The organism is Bradyrhizobium sp. 195 (assembly GCF_023101665.1).
Lineage (GTDB): Bacteria > Pseudomonadota > Alphaproteobacteria > Rhizobiales > Xanthobacteraceae > Bradyrhizobium.
Genome location: NZ_CP082161.1, coordinates 5,364,434 through 5,379,332, shown reverse-complemented (window position 1 = coordinate 5,379,332; position 14,899 = coordinate 5,364,434). Strand labels below are relative to the sequence as shown.

At 62.6% G+C, this 14,899-nt stretch carries 14 protein-coding genes; all 14 read right to left on the bottom strand.

Annotated features, from left to right (window positions below; translation table 11 throughout):
- Positions 1 to 133 precede the first annotated feature (133 nt).
- Complete coding sequence (locus IVB26_RS25105) at positions 134 to 2,314, bottom strand: hypothetical protein (RefSeq protein WP_247967854.1); 2,181 nt, start codon at positions 2,312 to 2,314, stop codon at positions 134 to 136.
- 114 nt (positions 2,315 to 2,428) lie between these two features.
- On the bottom strand, positions 2,429 to 4,717 hold the full coding sequence (locus IVB26_RS25100) for a hypothetical protein (RefSeq protein WP_247967853.1): 2,289 nt from the start codon (positions 4,715 to 4,717) through the stop codon (positions 2,429 to 2,431).
- A 28-nt stretch (positions 4,718 to 4,745) separates the two neighbouring features.
- The gene (locus IVB26_RS25095) at positions 4,746 to 5,723 is read right to left on the bottom strand and encodes a lysylphosphatidylglycerol synthase transmembrane domain-containing protein (RefSeq protein WP_247967852.1); all 978 of its coding nucleotides are present in this window, start codon (positions 5,721 to 5,723) and stop codon (positions 4,746 to 4,748) included.
- A 61-nt stretch (positions 5,724 to 5,784) separates the two neighbouring features.
- Positions 5,785 to 6,363: a WbuC family cupin fold metalloprotein gene (locus IVB26_RS25090; protein WP_247967851.1), complete on the bottom strand. Its 579-nt coding sequence runs from the start codon at positions 6,361 to 6,363 to the stop codon at positions 5,785 to 5,787.
- Positions 6,341 to 7,006: a class I SAM-dependent methyltransferase gene (locus IVB26_RS25085; protein WP_247967850.1), complete on the bottom strand. Its 666-nt coding sequence runs from the start codon at positions 7,004 to 7,006 to the stop codon at positions 6,341 to 6,343. The genes IVB26_RS25090 and IVB26_RS25085 overlap by 23 nt, the downstream gene beginning before the upstream one ends.
- Before the next feature lie 25 nt (positions 7,007 to 7,031).
- Positions 7,032 to 7,424 carry an LIC12192 family sporadic carbohydrate cluster protein gene (locus tag IVB26_RS25080; protein WP_247967849.1) on the bottom strand — a complete coding sequence of 131 codons (393 nt, stop codon included), beginning with the start codon at positions 7,422 to 7,424 and terminating at the stop codon, positions 7,032 to 7,034.
- A complete protein-coding gene (locus tag IVB26_RS25075) occupies positions 7,417 to 8,223 on the bottom strand; it encodes a sporadic carbohydrate cluster 2OG-Fe(II) oxygenase (protein ID WP_247967848.1) in 807 nt (268 codons plus the stop codon). The genes IVB26_RS25080 and IVB26_RS25075 overlap by 8 nt, the downstream gene beginning before the upstream one ends.
- The gene (locus tag IVB26_RS25070) at positions 8,220 to 9,338 is read right to left on the bottom strand and encodes a DegT/DnrJ/EryC1/StrS family aminotransferase (RefSeq protein ID WP_247967847.1); all 1,119 of its coding nucleotides are present in this window, start codon (positions 9,336 to 9,338) and stop codon (positions 8,220 to 8,222) included. The genes IVB26_RS25075 and IVB26_RS25070 overlap by 4 nt, the downstream gene beginning before the upstream one ends.
- Positions 9,328 to 10,434: a DegT/DnrJ/EryC1/StrS family aminotransferase gene (locus IVB26_RS25065; RefSeq protein WP_247967846.1), complete on the bottom strand. Its 1,107-nt coding sequence runs from the start codon at positions 10,432 to 10,434 to the stop codon at positions 9,328 to 9,330. The genes IVB26_RS25070 and IVB26_RS25065 overlap by 11 nt, the downstream gene beginning before the upstream one ends.
- 8 nt (positions 10,435 to 10,442) lie before the next feature.
- A complete protein-coding gene (locus tag IVB26_RS25060; RefSeq protein ID WP_247967845.1) occupies positions 10,443 to 11,402 on the bottom strand; it encodes a transketolase family protein in 960 nt (319 codons plus the stop codon).
- Between the two features lie 10 nt (positions 11,403 to 11,412).
- The gene (locus IVB26_RS25055) at positions 11,413 to 12,261 is read right to left on the bottom strand and encodes a transketolase (protein ID WP_247967844.1); all 849 of its coding nucleotides are present in this window, start codon (positions 12,259 to 12,261) and stop codon (positions 11,413 to 11,415) included.
- Positions 12,236 to 13,273: an aminoglycoside phosphotransferase family protein gene (locus tag IVB26_RS25050; RefSeq protein ID WP_247967843.1), complete on the bottom strand. Its 1,038-nt coding sequence runs from the start codon at positions 13,271 to 13,273 to the stop codon at positions 12,236 to 12,238. Before IVB26_RS25050 ends, IVB26_RS25055 begins: the two co-directional genes overlap by 26 nt.
- Entirely contained in the window at positions 13,270 to 13,881 is a 612-nt protein-coding gene (locus IVB26_RS25045; RefSeq protein ID WP_247967842.1) for a hypothetical protein, read from the bottom strand. Before IVB26_RS25045 ends, IVB26_RS25050 begins: the two co-directional genes overlap by 4 nt.
- 5 nt (positions 13,882 to 13,886) lie before the next feature.
- The gene (locus IVB26_RS25040) at positions 13,887 to 14,888 is read right to left on the bottom strand and encodes an NAD-dependent epimerase/dehydratase family protein (RefSeq protein WP_247967841.1); all 1,002 of its coding nucleotides are present in this window, start codon (positions 14,886 to 14,888) and stop codon (positions 13,887 to 13,889) included.
- Between the last annotated feature and the right edge of the window lie 11 nt (positions 14,889 to 14,899).

Sequence of the window (14,899 nt, the reverse complement as noted above, 5' to 3'; positions counted from 1 at the left end):
AATCGGCGTCCCGAGCCATCGCGGCCCGCGGCTGGCAGCCAGTACGGCTATATAGGGCCCTAGCGTGCACCTCAATTGATAAGTTGGGTTGCGCACCGTATGCGGGCATCCCCGAGAGGCTCTCAAGAACAGCTCACTTCCGGTTTGAGTCTTGCCGGGACCGCCATGCGGCAAGCGCTGCGATACCGTCCCAGTATTCCTTGCTTCCCCCGGTCACGCGACTGCGGTTCCGCAACTCGGTGATTGCTGCAACCTGGGCATCGGTCATTTGGACTCCCAAGCCCTTCCACGTCAGCAAGATGTAGTCAGCTCCCACATGGAGCACATCGAGATAGCGCTCCATGCTGTCTGGATCGAAAAGCGGGCTCTGCCCGTGCGCCCAGAAATCCAGCCTGTTGCTCTCGATGTAAAAGGCATTCACATCGTGACGGCGTAGGGCAGCAATGCTGAGTTGGGGTGGTCCGAGCAGAACGTCTCCATAATCTGGCAGGAACACCGGATGCAGTGTGTCAACCACTCGGCCGGATTCCAGGAGAGGGGATTCGGCGCAGGTCGGTAGGAAACGCAGAGCGGAATTGACGGGCAGGATGTGCCAAGCGGATGGAACGTGGCGCGAGACCTCCCCACAGCGGCGCGGGTCCAGGTCGTCAAAGGACGGGGAAGTGCCAACCAAGCCGATGCGGCCGGTGACATATGCCAAGACACCCGCCACACGCGCGCGGGTTATCTCGCCCTGCGACCTTGCTACCACGATCGCAACCAGGGTCGCCAGACACACGACAACTGTCGCAGCTGGCAGGGATCTGAAACGATCCTTCAATCGATATGGTCGAAGGACGACGGCGAGGTGCACTATTGCTAAAATGGCAATCAGAGGAGTTGTGACCGATCGGAAAGCCAGCATGCGCTCCAAACTTCCATGCGAAGTGAGAGTGATGAGGCAGACTATGGCGAGCAGAGAGAGGCCGAGGCCGACAACGAAGGGGCCGTTCTTCTGTGGCTGCCGCGCGTCAAGCAAGGCGGCGCATGCGACAATGAAAGCCGGGTAGGCCCAAAAGTTCGCCGCAAGGAACAGGCTGGAGAGCACCGTCCAGAAGCGACGCATAGCGGCCACGATGTCGAGCAGCGAAAATCCCGCATAGTTGATGCCCTGCGCGTTGTTCACGTAGACCATCAGATCCAAGCTCGAGATTTGACGAAACCGCTCCACGTTGATGAGCGGCATGAACACGCCGATCGGATTGACCTCGGCGATACCGAGATAAAGTTGGTTGACCAGGAGGCTAAGAGCCGCTGTGCCAAGACCGATTGCGGCCACCACGAGTGGCCGCACGATTCCGCGTGGGCCGTGAGCGAACCAGCCGGCTCCTGCGCCCGCCATCAAGAATGCTGCGGCGATGATTGCGGCCTGCGGCACCATGATCGCGATGGATATCACGGCCGGCACCAAGGCGCGGAAGATCACACGGACCTTTGTGGTGGCATAGAGCACCCCGGCCCAACACACAAACAGGAGGAAGGCTCCTGTTTCATAGTGAAAGCGTCCAGTTTCGAGCCCGATAAAGCTCGACCACATTGCGATCAGGGCCGCGCAGCCCGGCAGTATCCACCCCATAGTCAGCCGCGCCGCCATGCGATGGACCAACGCCGTAATGGACAGCAAGTAAACAACGGAAAGGATTTGATGGGCTATCGGACCTCCGAAGCTCACAAGCAACATGTCGGCGCCGTGGCCGCGGCCAAGCAGAAACCAGAACAGCTTTGGTTGTTCGGGGTCGAGCCAGAAGGTGTGTCGGGTCTGCAGGTCGGCCAGAAGGGGAAGATAAAGTTGCGGAATGTCGCCACGGGTGGCGTCGAGCACAACGCCCTTCACAAGCAGCAGTACGAGGCTGGATAAACCCAGCAGCCCGACCAGCAGCCATCCGGCCGTCGTAGATGGTATCCAATCGCGGCGGGATGGCCGAGCCAGATTCCTGGCAATGTACCAGGCCACGATGCCCGTCAGGAATGGGATGGTGATCCACGGGAAGAGTGACCCGGCGGCGCCGAGGCATACGCCAATCAGACTGCACAGAGCGGCGCCGCCGAAAAATTGCAGCACGAGCAAGTCAGCCGCGTCGAGGTAGATATCTTCGTCGGGGAGCGGGCTAACGAGCAGGGCCCCCATTCCGACAAACGCGAGAACGACGTAGGGAGCGAGGATAGCGAGACACAAGCTATTCCACGCCGTCAGGAAGCCCCCGCTGAAAAATTGGACCTCGGGAGGAACCTTCACCAGAAGGCCCAACGCGGCGATGAGGAAGGGTGCCGTCATCAAGCCGGCGCGCGCGCTTGTTTGCCAGCGTGCCCTGCTCCAAGATGAGCATCTACCGAAACGCATGTGAATGTCTCCGTGCAGGATCGCTTTCCCTCATCAAATCAGCAACCCTCAGCGGCAGTTGGTCAGTTGCTCGAGAAACTGAAGATTTCCGCGCCTGCCGTCTGATGGCAGACGGTGCTTGATCACCTCAAATGGTTCCTCGCCGTAAGCCTCTCGGTAGATTTCTTTCGATTTCGTCCTCAGCGCCGAGATTCCGGCCTCGGCCTCCGAACTCAGCGGCCGATCGCTATCGTTCCATGTCAATAACCAGTAGTTCGGAGTGTCTGCGCGAACGGCGAAACGCTTTGCCAGTTCGGCTTTCTGAAAGAGGTCGGAGAACCCATTCAGCCAAAAGTCGCAATTCGCCTTCTGGACATAAAAGAGATTCACCCCCAACGCGCGAAGCGTGGCTTCTGCCGTATCGGCAGTCCCCAGGGCGATCTTTCTGAATTCGCGCGCGACATCGCTCTGATAGGTATGAATGATCTTGCCGCGCGTCAGGAGGGGCGAGAAATAGCAGGGCACCATCGCGCGATAGCCGTTGAGGGGCAGAATGCGCTCAGAGCCTGTCGATTGCTGCAACTCGTCACAGCGTTGCCAGTTCAGGCTGACACGGGGCATTTGATCGAGGGGACGCCCCATCACGAAACGTATGGCGCCGTCATCCCTGAAGGTCTGCCAGGGATACGACATTGTCGTCCAGGCGCAGGTGATCAAGAGCGACAGAGCAGCTACATCAGGAGCGTGGCGGCCGGCGAACCACATCGGGGTCAGCCGCCGAATGATGAGTAGTCCCCAACAAGCAATTGCGACGGTCACAAGCGGAAACAGCGCGTTGACATGAATGGATAGTCTGATCAGGCTCGGAATATTCAGTGTCGTATCCAGAAGCCGGACGCTGGCCAAATAGGTGATAACGATGAAAAGCCCCGCGGGATTGGGCAATGTTCGCGACTTGGAAGCGTCGGAGTGATCGGGAAACAGCTTCCAGTCAGCGAAAACCACGGCCAAGGTCGTCGTTGCGAGGAGAATGGCAACCAGGAAAATGGATTTGACCTGCTTGAAGAAGGCGAACAAACCAGCCGTGCTGAAGAAGTCGCTGACCTCCAGCGACTGCGCCAGAACGAAAAAATCGAGAATGTCGAGGCTGCCGAATTGTGAGAAACGCTCGACCGACGCGACGCTCCGGAAGAGCGAGTAGGGATTGGTTGCCGGTATTCCCAGGTAGAGATAGTTGATAGCGAAGGCCAGTATGCATCCCGCGATCGCGCCCACCCCAAGCAGCAAGCCAGTCATGAGTCCGGATAGGTCTCGCTGAAGCGCCTTGGTGAGCATTCCCAATGCTGAAATCAACAAGACAAACGCGGCGTAGAGCGGATAGGAAGCGGTGATGGCGAAAGCGCAAATGCCGGCGGCCAGCCTATCTCGACCTTGGGACGACCGAATGATGACCAGCAGGAAATAGATGAAGAACGCCGCTGTCTGCAGGTGGTACTTTCCGAACTCCATAATGTGGAGACCGGGTGTGACGCTTGGCATCGTCTTGGGCCAAGCGAGCCCGAGGATTGTCAGGCTGAGTGCAATTGGTACCGCTGCGTCTTGCCACCGTCGTCCCAGAAAGCGCAATGGCACGACAATGCGGGCGAGCTCAAAAATGACCGCGCCGATACCGACGAAGTAGAGAAACGATACGATCTGGGCGAATTGGGGCGGCAGGAACGTCGCCAACAACAGATGCAGCCCGTTGCCGTGACCGATCTCGAAGTCGGAGAAGATGGGATTGTCGGCCGCAAGCCAGATGCTGTGATTTCTCGCAACCTCCGCAAGATACGGAGCGTAGAGCTGTTGGACGTCGGTCGAAATGACGTCGGGTATGACGGCGCGATCGAGGAACACCGTCGCCAGAAGCCAAAGACCCAGCAACGACATTGCGATCAACGGGAGAGTCACCGCGAATGTTCGCGGCATCTTGAAGCTCTTGGTATCCCATAGAAGAACTGCAACCGCGAGCCCGAGCACGATTTGCGGATACAGAATGGATAGAGCGCCGAGACCAAACCCCAACAAGATGAGTGTGGCCGCCCCGATGAAGAATTCGTCCACGCGTTGGGCGTCTTCATGGCTGATCAGAGAGAACGTCAGGCGCCCGGTCGCCATGATGAGCCAGCCGAGATACGGCGTCAGGACGATCCAGGCGAGGACGTAAAATCGCGTTGTCCAGCCACCGTCAAAGAGCAGCGCCCGGTAAGTTCCGTCGCGGTTCAGGCACCAAATTGAAAGAGCCGCCAGCGCGAAAAGGAGCACGCGCCACGACCATGTCCCGGCGAGGCTGCGTAAGCGCACCTCGGCAGCCGTCATCGCCTGATCTTGTCCAGTGTTACCCATGCTAGACCGGCGTGGCGTCGGCTCGCTCGGCGGTGGCCCGCGCCTCGTCCGGGCTGAAGCTGGCGCGCTCAGGCGCGATCAGCCATACCAGCCCACCGAACAGCCCGACGATCAGGCCGCCAAGGCCGAGCAAAACCGATATGGCAAGCGCCTTGTCGGATGCGATCGCAGCGAGGCCAAGCGCGGCAACCATTGCGCCTTCTCGCACGCCCCATCCTCCGATCGAGATCGGAACCGCGGACGACAGAATGACAAGCGGAACAAGAACGAACGCATCAAGCGCGGAGAGTGGCGCGTCGAGGCCGATCGCGAGGACATAACAGGCCGCGACGGTGATCAGATGGATGATGACGGCGGCCGCCATCAGCGTTCCGCGCCCTTCAGCCGCCAGCGGAGCCCTGACCAGCATCGCGAATTGCACGATCCTAGCCGGCAGAGCGGCGATGATGCGAGGCGGCCAGCGATCCAGCATGAGCAGGGCGATCAGGCCGAAACACGCAATGACGAGAACGATGACGATCGCGAGCAGGAGGGACTTATCGTTGATCCGTTGCAGCAGGAACGGCATTCCTGCCAATATGACGGTACCAAGCGCCAGCAGCGCCAGAAAGCGATCGGCCACGATGCTGCTGATGGTCGGCGACCATTGCACGCCATGCCGCCGCAGCATCCAGATCCGGACCGCGTCGCCGCCTGCGGGCAGCACCTGGTTGAAAAAGGTGCTGACCATGAGAATGCGCCAGCCGGGCAGCCAATCCAGGGGCACGTTCATGGCGCGGAGGATCAGGATCCAGCGGTGGCAAAGCACGAAAGTCTGGACAAACAGCAGCAGCACCGCGAGTGCCAGCATGTCGAGTTTGACAGCGAGAAGATCGGCTTGCAGCGACGACAAATCCTGGGCCCGCAACAACACGACGAGGATGCCGATCGAGACGGCGAACTTGGCCAGAGTAACCAGTGCTTTTGCAGGCGGCTTCATCGGCTGGTGTTGTCCTCGATCATTCGCGGCGGGATCGTCGGGCAGCGATAGCGGTCGGAGTCTATTTCCTCGCCAGATGCTCCGTGGCGAGCGTAGCGATCCTTGTGACGTAGTCCTGGACCTCGGCGGCGTCGCCGCCGTCGGGGGCCCAGTCGGGAAATGCGGTGCGGGAGGGATCGAACGGGCCGGCGGTGGTTTCGTGGAACACCAGCCACTCCGAGGTGATCAGGATCGAGTGGAAGACCTGTTCGGGCATGCGGTAGTAGCAGCGCTTGCCTTGGCCGTAGGGCGCCATCTCGAGCACCTCGCGAATGCGGCCGTCATCCTCGAAGATCACGACCTGCGCGGTGCCCTCGATGACGTGAAACGATTCAGGTTTGCCAAAATGCTTGTGGGGCCGCACGTAGGCCTCGCGATGATGCACGATCAGCATTTCGTGCAGGCCGGACGAGGGATCGGGGTGCGTGCACAGCCGGCTGCGCAGACGCGGGTTGCCGGCGGCGATGCGTTTCAGCTCCGCGATCGTGGCGTCATCGGCCGTGACGATGGCGTCGTCCGAATAATAGACTTCGGGATTTTGCGCGCGCAGCGACGTCGGCCGGCGCGAGCCATTCGCCTCATTCGAAGAAGATGAAACCATGGTCGCCCCGATACCCGCATTTGTCGTAGATCCACGCCCAGGTTTCCGGGCCGTGGAAGCTCAGGCAAGTGAGCTGCCAGTAGAGGAGGTTCGCCTTCTCGCGCTCGTTGCGGAAGGATTCCACCATCAGATATTTGGATGCGCCGCGTCCGACGCGCTCGATCTCAGGCACGGCGCGGAAGACGTCCTCGAGCGGAAGGTTGTGCAGCACGCCGAGCGACACCACGAGATCGAAGCTGTGATCGGGGTAGGGGAGCTCAACGGCGCTGCCGACCTTCAGTTGCGGCCGCACCTCCTCCTTAGCGTTGGCGATGCCGTAGTCGGAAATGTCGATGCCGGCGACCGTGAGGTCGGGGACGAGCTGGGTGAACTCGTAGAGCAAATAGCCCTTGCCGCAGCCGACGTCGAGCACGCTCATGCCGGGCTTGATGCCGTAGCGATCGATCAGGGTCTGGGCGAGCGGGCGCCAGCGTCCGTCATAGCGATAGCCGCCATAGCCATAGCGGCGGTCGCCGTCCCAATAGTCGCGACCCCATTGCCGCGCCACGGTGGCGGAGTCCGCCTTGTCGTGCTCGACCACGCGCTGAACGTAGTTTCGCCTGGTCGAGGCGTGCATCGGCTGGAGCAGGTTGATCTCGGTCATGGCGCCGAACCGGTCCGCGGCATCGTCACAGGATGGTCGCGTATTTATTGACCAGCAGGATGTCCTCGACGGCCTGGATGTCCTTCGGCGACGACAGCGTGATTTCCTCGACAGCCGCGTGGAGGTCGCAGCCCTCGCGCAGCACGCGGTCGTAGATCTCCCGTCGCCGTGCCTCGTCGGGCGGCAGCATGAAGATGCTGTAAAGGATCATGCCGTTCAGGCGGGGCAGCTCGTCCAGGATGTCCTCGAGCACCATGTAGCTGCCGGGCATGATGTGCTCGACGGCGCTGAGCAGAAATTGCAGGTTCTTGCGCCGCGCGTAGTCGCGGATCACGATGTTCTGGACGTGCTGAGGGGTGCGGCTGCCGTTCAGCGGCCGGGCGCCGATATAGCCGCGATGGCCGGCTCGCTCAGCCATGGAAGCCTCCCGGCAGCTTGTATTGCATGCCGACCCGCGTCGCCGGACGCAGCAGGATCGGCTCGAAGAACTCGCCGAAGCGCTTGTCCGCGTAGGGCGACATGATGCTCTTGAACCGGCAGTTCATGCTCCAGCGCGTGCCGGGCTCCTCGTTGACGCGATTGCCGTGCATCAGGGTCTGGTTGAACAGCATCACGTGACCGTAGGGAATCTCGATGAAGGTCGCGTGCGGTTTGATCGTCTTGTACAGTTCCTCTGCGCTGCGCAGATCGGCCATCCGGTCCTGCATGTCGCCGTTCAGCGACGGCGGCAGCAGGTACATCGCCTTGGTGTGGTGGACGTCCACCAGCGGAACCCACACCACGACCTCGAACGGCGAGTCGCCCGACCAGACGTCGGAATGGGTGGCGAGCAGCGAGGAATCGTCGCCGGGCATCTGGATGCTGAGATTGACGCGGCGCTGCATGCACAGCTCGTTGCCGACAATGATCTCGATCGTCGAGCGCGCCAGGCGGAAATAGGTCGGCCGGAACCACGGCTCGGCGTTGAGGCCGTTGAAGACGTGCAGCCGCAGGCCGTTGAGATCGTCCACACTCACTCGCGTGTGGATGCTGTCGAGCATGGCGTAGGGATCGTTGCTGTGCGGCAGCTTCAGATAGTCCGCCGCGAGCTCGGCAGCGCGCCGCTGGATCCGGTCGAGCCCGGCGCGATCGTCGGCCGGCGTGGTGACGAAGCCGTTGTCGATGAAGCGTTGCGCCAGCGCCTGCTCGTCGGCCTGAAGGAAGTCCGTATCCGTCATGCAAAATACTCCCGGGCGGTCGCGCAGATATAGCTGATATCGGCGGCCGACAGGAACTGGTTGATCGGAAGCGTGAGGATCTGGTCCGCCTGTCGTTCCGTCACCGGGAACGCGCCGCGGCCGTGGCCCAGATGAGCCGCCGCCGGCTGCAGATGGATCGGGACCGGATAGTGGATGGCGGTCTCGATGCCCTTGTCGGCCAGAAATTTCTGGAAGTCGTTGCGGCGGTCGGTCTGCACCACAAAGGTATGGAAGGTGTTGAACTCGATGTTGCGGCAGGGCGGAATGAACAGAGGGAGCCCTGCGAGCTCGGCGCGGTATTGCGCGGCGCCGCGTCGCCGGCGCTCGATCACCGAGGGCAGGTGGCGCAGGCGGATCCGCAGCACTTCCGCCTGGAGCGTGTCGAGCCGTGATACGATGCCCCATTCCTGGACGTCGCTGCGGTTGATCAGACCGTGATTGCGCAGCCGGCGGATTCGTGCGGCGAGCTCGGCGTCGGCGGTGACGAGGAAGCCGGCATCGCCCGCCGCATTGAGATTCTTCAGCGGATGGGCGGAGAAGCAGCCGAACGTACCGATGGTGCCGCTCATCCGGCCGTCATAGGTCGAGCCGACCGCCTGGGCGCTGTCCTCGATCACGGCGAGCGCGTGCTTGTCCGCGATCGCCATCAGCGGGGTCATGTCGGCCATGCGCCCGGTCAGATGCACCGGCATGATCGCCTTGGTGCGCGGCGTGACGGCGGCCTCGACCGCGGCCGGATCGATGTTCTGGTCCGGCAGGACGTCCGCAAACACCGGCGTGGCGCCGACCGCGATGATCGCGGCGGTCGATGCCACGAACGAATTCGGCGGGGTGATCACCTCGTCGCCGGGACCGATGTTGAGCGCCCTCATGGCGAGGATCAGCGCGTCGGTGCCGGAATTCAGCGTCACCACATGTGGCGAGCCGAGATAGGCGGACAATTCCTCCTCGAGCTTTCCGACCGCTGCGCCGCCGATGAAATCGCCGCGGGAAAACACGCCCTCGACCGCCTGCATGATCTCGGCGCGTTCTTCCTCGAATTGTGCGGGAAGATTGACGTAACCGATGCGCCGGCGGCCGGTGTCAGCGTCCATGGCAGAACTTCCTGACGGTCTCGACGACGCGGTCCTGCTGGGCGCGCGTCAGATGCTGGTCGACGGGGAAGCTGATGACTTCCTTGGCGTGGCGATCGGTGACCGGGAAGGTACCGGGCGCGTAACCGAGATGCCTCAGGCCTTCCTGCTGATACAGCGGGATGGGATAGTGGATCTTGGCCTCGATGCCGTTGTCCAGGCAGTATTGGTAGAGCTCGTCGCGGCGTTCGGCGAACACCATGTAGAGATGGTAGACGTGCTTCACGTTGGGCCGGCGCGGCGGAACGCGCAGGCCGGGCAGGCCGGCAAGGCCAGCGTCGTAGTAGGCCGCGTTCTCGATCCGGCGCCGCGTGATCTCGCTGGTCTGGCCGATCAGCCAGTTGCCGACCACAGCCTGCAGGGAATCGAGCCGCGAATTGCAGCCGAGAATCGCGATCTCGTCGCGGTTCTTCATGCCGTGATTGCGGATCAGACGGAGCTTCTCGTTCATACCGTCGTCATTGGTGACGACGACGCCGGCATCGCCCCAGACGTTGAGGTTCTTGAGCGGATGCAGGGAGAAGCCGGCCGCGATGCCGTGGGTGCCGGAGCGCTTGCCGGCGAACTCGGACAAGATGCCCTGGCAGGCGTCCTCGACGACGGGGAGATTGTGGCGCTGGGCGATCGGCATCAGCTTGCCCATGTCGGTGACCTCGCCGGTCAGCTGAACCGGCATGATCGCCTTGGTCTTCTCAGTGATGGCGGCCTCGACCTGGTCGACATTCATGCAGAACGAATCGTCGCAGTCGACCAGCACAGGCGTCGCGCCGGTCTCCGCGATGGCGCCGACGGTGGCGATGAAAGTGTTGGCGGCGGTGATGACTTCATCGCCATGGCCGATGCCGAGCGCCTTGAGCGGCAGCTTAAGCGCATCGGTGCCGGATCCGACGCCGATGGCGTGACGCACGCCGATCAGGTCGGCAAAGCGCTTCTCGAATTCGGCAACCGGCTTGCCAAGGGTGAAGTCGCCGGTCGCCACCAGCCGGCCGATCTCGGCCAGGATGGGAGCGGGGTCGGAGAATTGCTCGAGCAGATAGGAATATCGAACGTCGTACATGTGACCCGTCAGGTGGAATGGAGTTGAGGAGAGGGGGTGTGCGAGGCGGCATGCGCGCGCTCGATCGAAGTCGCAATCGCGGCCGCGGAAAGTCCGTGCTTCTTCAGCAGTGAGTCCTGCGAGCCGTAATTGTGCATGAAGCGGTCCGGCAGCGACAGCCGAAGCATCGCCGGCAGGCCTGAACCGAGCTTGTCGATCAACGCCTCCGCGACTGCGCTGCCGAGGCCGCCGGAGGGCACGTGCTCCTCAAGCGTTGCCACGAGCTTGACGCCGCGAACCGACTGCAGCAGCGCTTCGGTGTCGAACGGTTTCACCGTATGCATGTGCAGGATGCCGGCGCGAATGCCTTGTGAGGCCAAGAGGTCGGCTGCGGCGATTGCGCGCTGAAGCATGATGCCGGTGGTCACCATGAGGACGTCGCCCGGTGGCCGCATCAGGATGGCCTTGCCGATCTCAAAACCGTGCTCGGCCTTCGAGACGACGGCGTCGCCGCCCTTGCCGAGCCGGATGTAGATCGGTCCGGTCCAGTCGAGCGTCTTGTCCATCATGCGCGCGGCCTCGTCGGCGTCGCACGGGCAGATCACCGTCATGTTCGGCAGCGCCCGCATGATGGCGATGTCCTCGATCGCCTGATGCGTGGGGCCGAGCGGTGCATAGACGAGGCCGCCGCCGTTGGCGATCAGCCGCACCGGCAGATTGTGCAGGCAGAGATCGACGGCCACCTGCTCGTAGCAGCGGCGGGTGAGGAATGTCGCGATGGTATTGACGTAAGGCACGAAGCCTTCCATCGCCAGGCCAGCGGACATGCCGATGATGTGCGCTTCCGAAATGCCCTCGATCAGATGGCGCTTGGGAAACTCCTTGCTCATCGCACGCAGCGTGCCGGCGCCGGGATCGGAGCCGATGTAGAGCACTCGCTCGTCGCGCGCGGCGAGCTTGTGGACCATGTTCATGGCGGTGTTGCGCATGGGGAGCCGATCAAAAATCGCCGACGGCGACGCGGATGGCGTCGAGCTCGCTGTCGGTCAGCTTGTTCTTGTGATGCCAATCGGCGTTGGATTCTGCGGCCGGCAGACCCTTGCCCTTGACGGTATGGCAGATGATCGCGGTGGGCTTGCCCGGAACGGCCGGGACCTGCTTCAGCACGGTGCGCAGGGTGGCGACGTCGTGGCCGTTGAGCTCCTGCACGGCAAAGCCGAAGCTACGCCATTTGTCCGCGAGCGGCTCAAGCGGCAGGACGTAGTCGGTCGGCCCGTAGCTCTGCAGCTTGTTGTAGTCGATCATCGCGACCAGATTATCGAGGCCGTGCTTGGCCGCGCCCATGGCGGCCTCCCACACCGATCCCTCGTTGATCTCGCCGTCGCCGAGCAGGACGAAGGTCCGGTAGCTGCGCTCGCGCATGCGGGCGGCGAGCGCAAGACCGACGCCGATCGACAGACCATGCCCGAGCGCGCCGGTCGACGCCTCGACCCCCGGCACCATGCCGTATTCGGGATGTCCGCCCAAAATACTGTCGGCGCCGCAAAAGCCGTCGAGCTCCGAGAGCGGGAAGAAGCCGCGGTCGGCGAGCAGCGCGTAGAGCGCGAGACAACCGTGTCCCTTGCTGAGGATCGCACGGTCGCGATTGGGATCGCGCGGATTTTTCGGATCGATCCGCAGCACGTCGTCGTAGAGCACGCGCACCATCTCGATCAGCGACAGGGCAGGACCGACATGGCCGCGTCCCGCAGAACGGACAGAACCGAGGACCAGGCGGCGCAAATAAAGACTGCGCTCGTCGAGCGTGCAGGTGAGGGCGGCTTCAGCGTGGGGTGAGATCTGGATCACGTTGGCAAATCGTTTGATGGAGCCGGCGGGCTTTGTCGAGCTGGCCGGCAAGGCGGACCGTTAGATCGCCACCTTGCGCAGCCAGGGCACGCCGGGAGCGGCTTTCCGGCAAATAAGCATTCAGGACAATCAGGCACCAAATCGCCCCGAACACAGGATACAGTACGTCTCGGCGGATCGCAAACGCGTCATCCCCAGCCTCGAAGGCGCGTGAGAGCCGTTCGATCAATCGGTTCGCGCTGGCCGCGGGCAGATCGCTGCCAGGATGAATCGCGGTGTCGGACACGAGCTTGACCGGATCGTCCCAGCCGAAATATTCAAAGTCGATGAAGCGCAGCCTGCCATCTTCGGTGCGCAGCGCGTTGTGCAATCCGAAATCCGACGGGCTCAATGCGCGATGGGCCGGCGCCAGGTCCGCTGCGGGATCCCGGCCCAGTTCCGCGTAGCGTCGACGGAGCCGCTGAATGGCGGCGGCGGTGCTGGGAACCAGGTTGCCATCGATGAACGCGCGCAGGTCCGGATGATCAACCGAGGCCCGTCTTAGTCCGTCCAGACGCTGCTCGTACTGGGCGACGGCTTCCTCGGGCGAAAAGATGCTGGCTGAGGCGTTCCGCAAAGTCTGCGCACCCTCGGCCTCGCGCAGCTTCTGCAATTCGATCAGGAAATCGGCCAGCTGGTCGGCATCGCCGTCCTGGGGGCGCAGCACCGCCGCTTCGCCGTCGAACCATTGATACAACGCGCAGAACGTATCCGCGTCCTTCGCGACCGGGCGCGGTGTCGAGATGATGCCGTGGCGCGACAGAAAGGACAGCGCGTCATATTCCTGTCCCAGGCGATCGCGCCCGTCGGACGGATATTGCTTGAGGGCGAGGGGCGGACCCTCCGCCGTCTCCAGCCGGAACACCCTGTTGTTGCCGCCTGATCGCGCCGGTTGGGCGCCCGCGACCCTTGCCCCGGAGAGGCGGCTGCCGATCGAGATCGCATCCTGTACGCTGATCTCCGGCTCGCTCATTGCGCGAACACTCCGCGGCTTATATCCGCCCAGGTCGCGATCGGCTCGCAATGCTCGGGATGAGGATGCCGCGACTGCGTGAACAGGATCGATCGCGTCGCCTTCGGAAAACGCGGTTGCTCGAAGACATCGACGAGATCGTCAATGAAGATATCGAGCTGCAGGCTCGCGAGCCGCTCCACCTTGGCCGCCAGCGTGTCCTCGAAATAGACATTGCCGGACGCCAACGCCGCATCGGCGACGTCGATGAGGCCCGCGCCCTTCAGCCAGCCGCGCGCGGCCTCGCGCAGATCGACGCGCTCCGGGTCCTGGTGACCAAACTGGGTCTTGTGGCTGACGATGTAGACGCTCGCGCTCGCCTCGCGGCACGATGCGAGAAACTCCCGAACCCCCGCATAGATCTCGGCGCCGCCAATGCCCTTGCCGTAGACGAAGCCTTGCAGCCCCTGCCAGGCAAGCTCACCGCCGGCGCGGGACCGCAACAGATCCCGCAACTCGGTCTTCAGCCCGACCCAGCCCTCCGGCACCAGCCCACGCTGGCGCGCGACGGCGGCAAAGACCTTGTCGTAGCAGATGATCGTGTTGTCGAAATCGATGCCGATCCGCACGCCGCTCACTTCAGGCTGATGTTCTGCATCATCTTGATGTTGAAGTACCGGGGATCGTTCAGCGAGTTCGGCAGGCGGCCGGCCTTGAAGGCATCCACGAGGCCGGACACGGCCTGCTCGATGGTGTGCGTCGGCGCGAATCCAAGCTCGCGGCGGATCTTCTCCGAAGACACATGGTAGGAGCGCAGATCGTCGGTCGGCTCGACGGCCACGTCGACGTTGTTTCCGACCACCGATTTGACGATGTCGGCGATCTTCATCAGCGAGTGGTTTTCGTAGCCGATATTGTAGGTCTTGCCGTCGATCTTCGCGTCGTCCTGCTGAAGCAGGAACAGATAGGCCGCCGACATGTCCTCGATGTGCAGATTGGGCCGCTTCTGCGTTCCGCCGAACACGCGGATGCGGCCGGTGTTGACCGCGAGGTTGGTCAGGATGTTGACGACGACGTCGAGCCGCTGCCGCGGTGCGTAGCCGCAGACGGTGGCGGGACGAACCGTGCAGGTGACGAAGCCGGACGCGGCTTCGTCGGCGAGGTCGGTCTCGCACATCGCCTTGAACTTGGAGTAGTCCGTGAGCGGCTCGCAGGACAGTTCCTCGGTCACCTCCGCCTCGTCCTTGATGCCGTAGACGCTCGACGAGGAGGCATAGATGAAGCGCTTGATGCCGGCCTTCTTCGCGGCGCGCACCATCGGACGGAAGCAGTCGTAGTTGATGGACTTGCCGAGGCCCGGGTCCAGCTCGAACGAGGGGTCGTTGGAGATGCAGGCGAGGTGGATCACCGCATTGTTGCCGCGCAGAGCCTCGTTGATCGCGGCCTCATCGCGGATGTCGCCCTTGATCAGGCGCAGGTTCGGATTGTCGCGAACGGCGTTGAAGACGTCGTCGCCGTACATGAAGAGGTCGAGCACAGTGACCTTGTGGCCGGCCGCCAGCAACCGGGGAACCAGTACGCTGCCGACATAGCCGGCACCACCGGTGACCATCACGTTCCATTTCTGATCAATCACTGTCGTTCTCC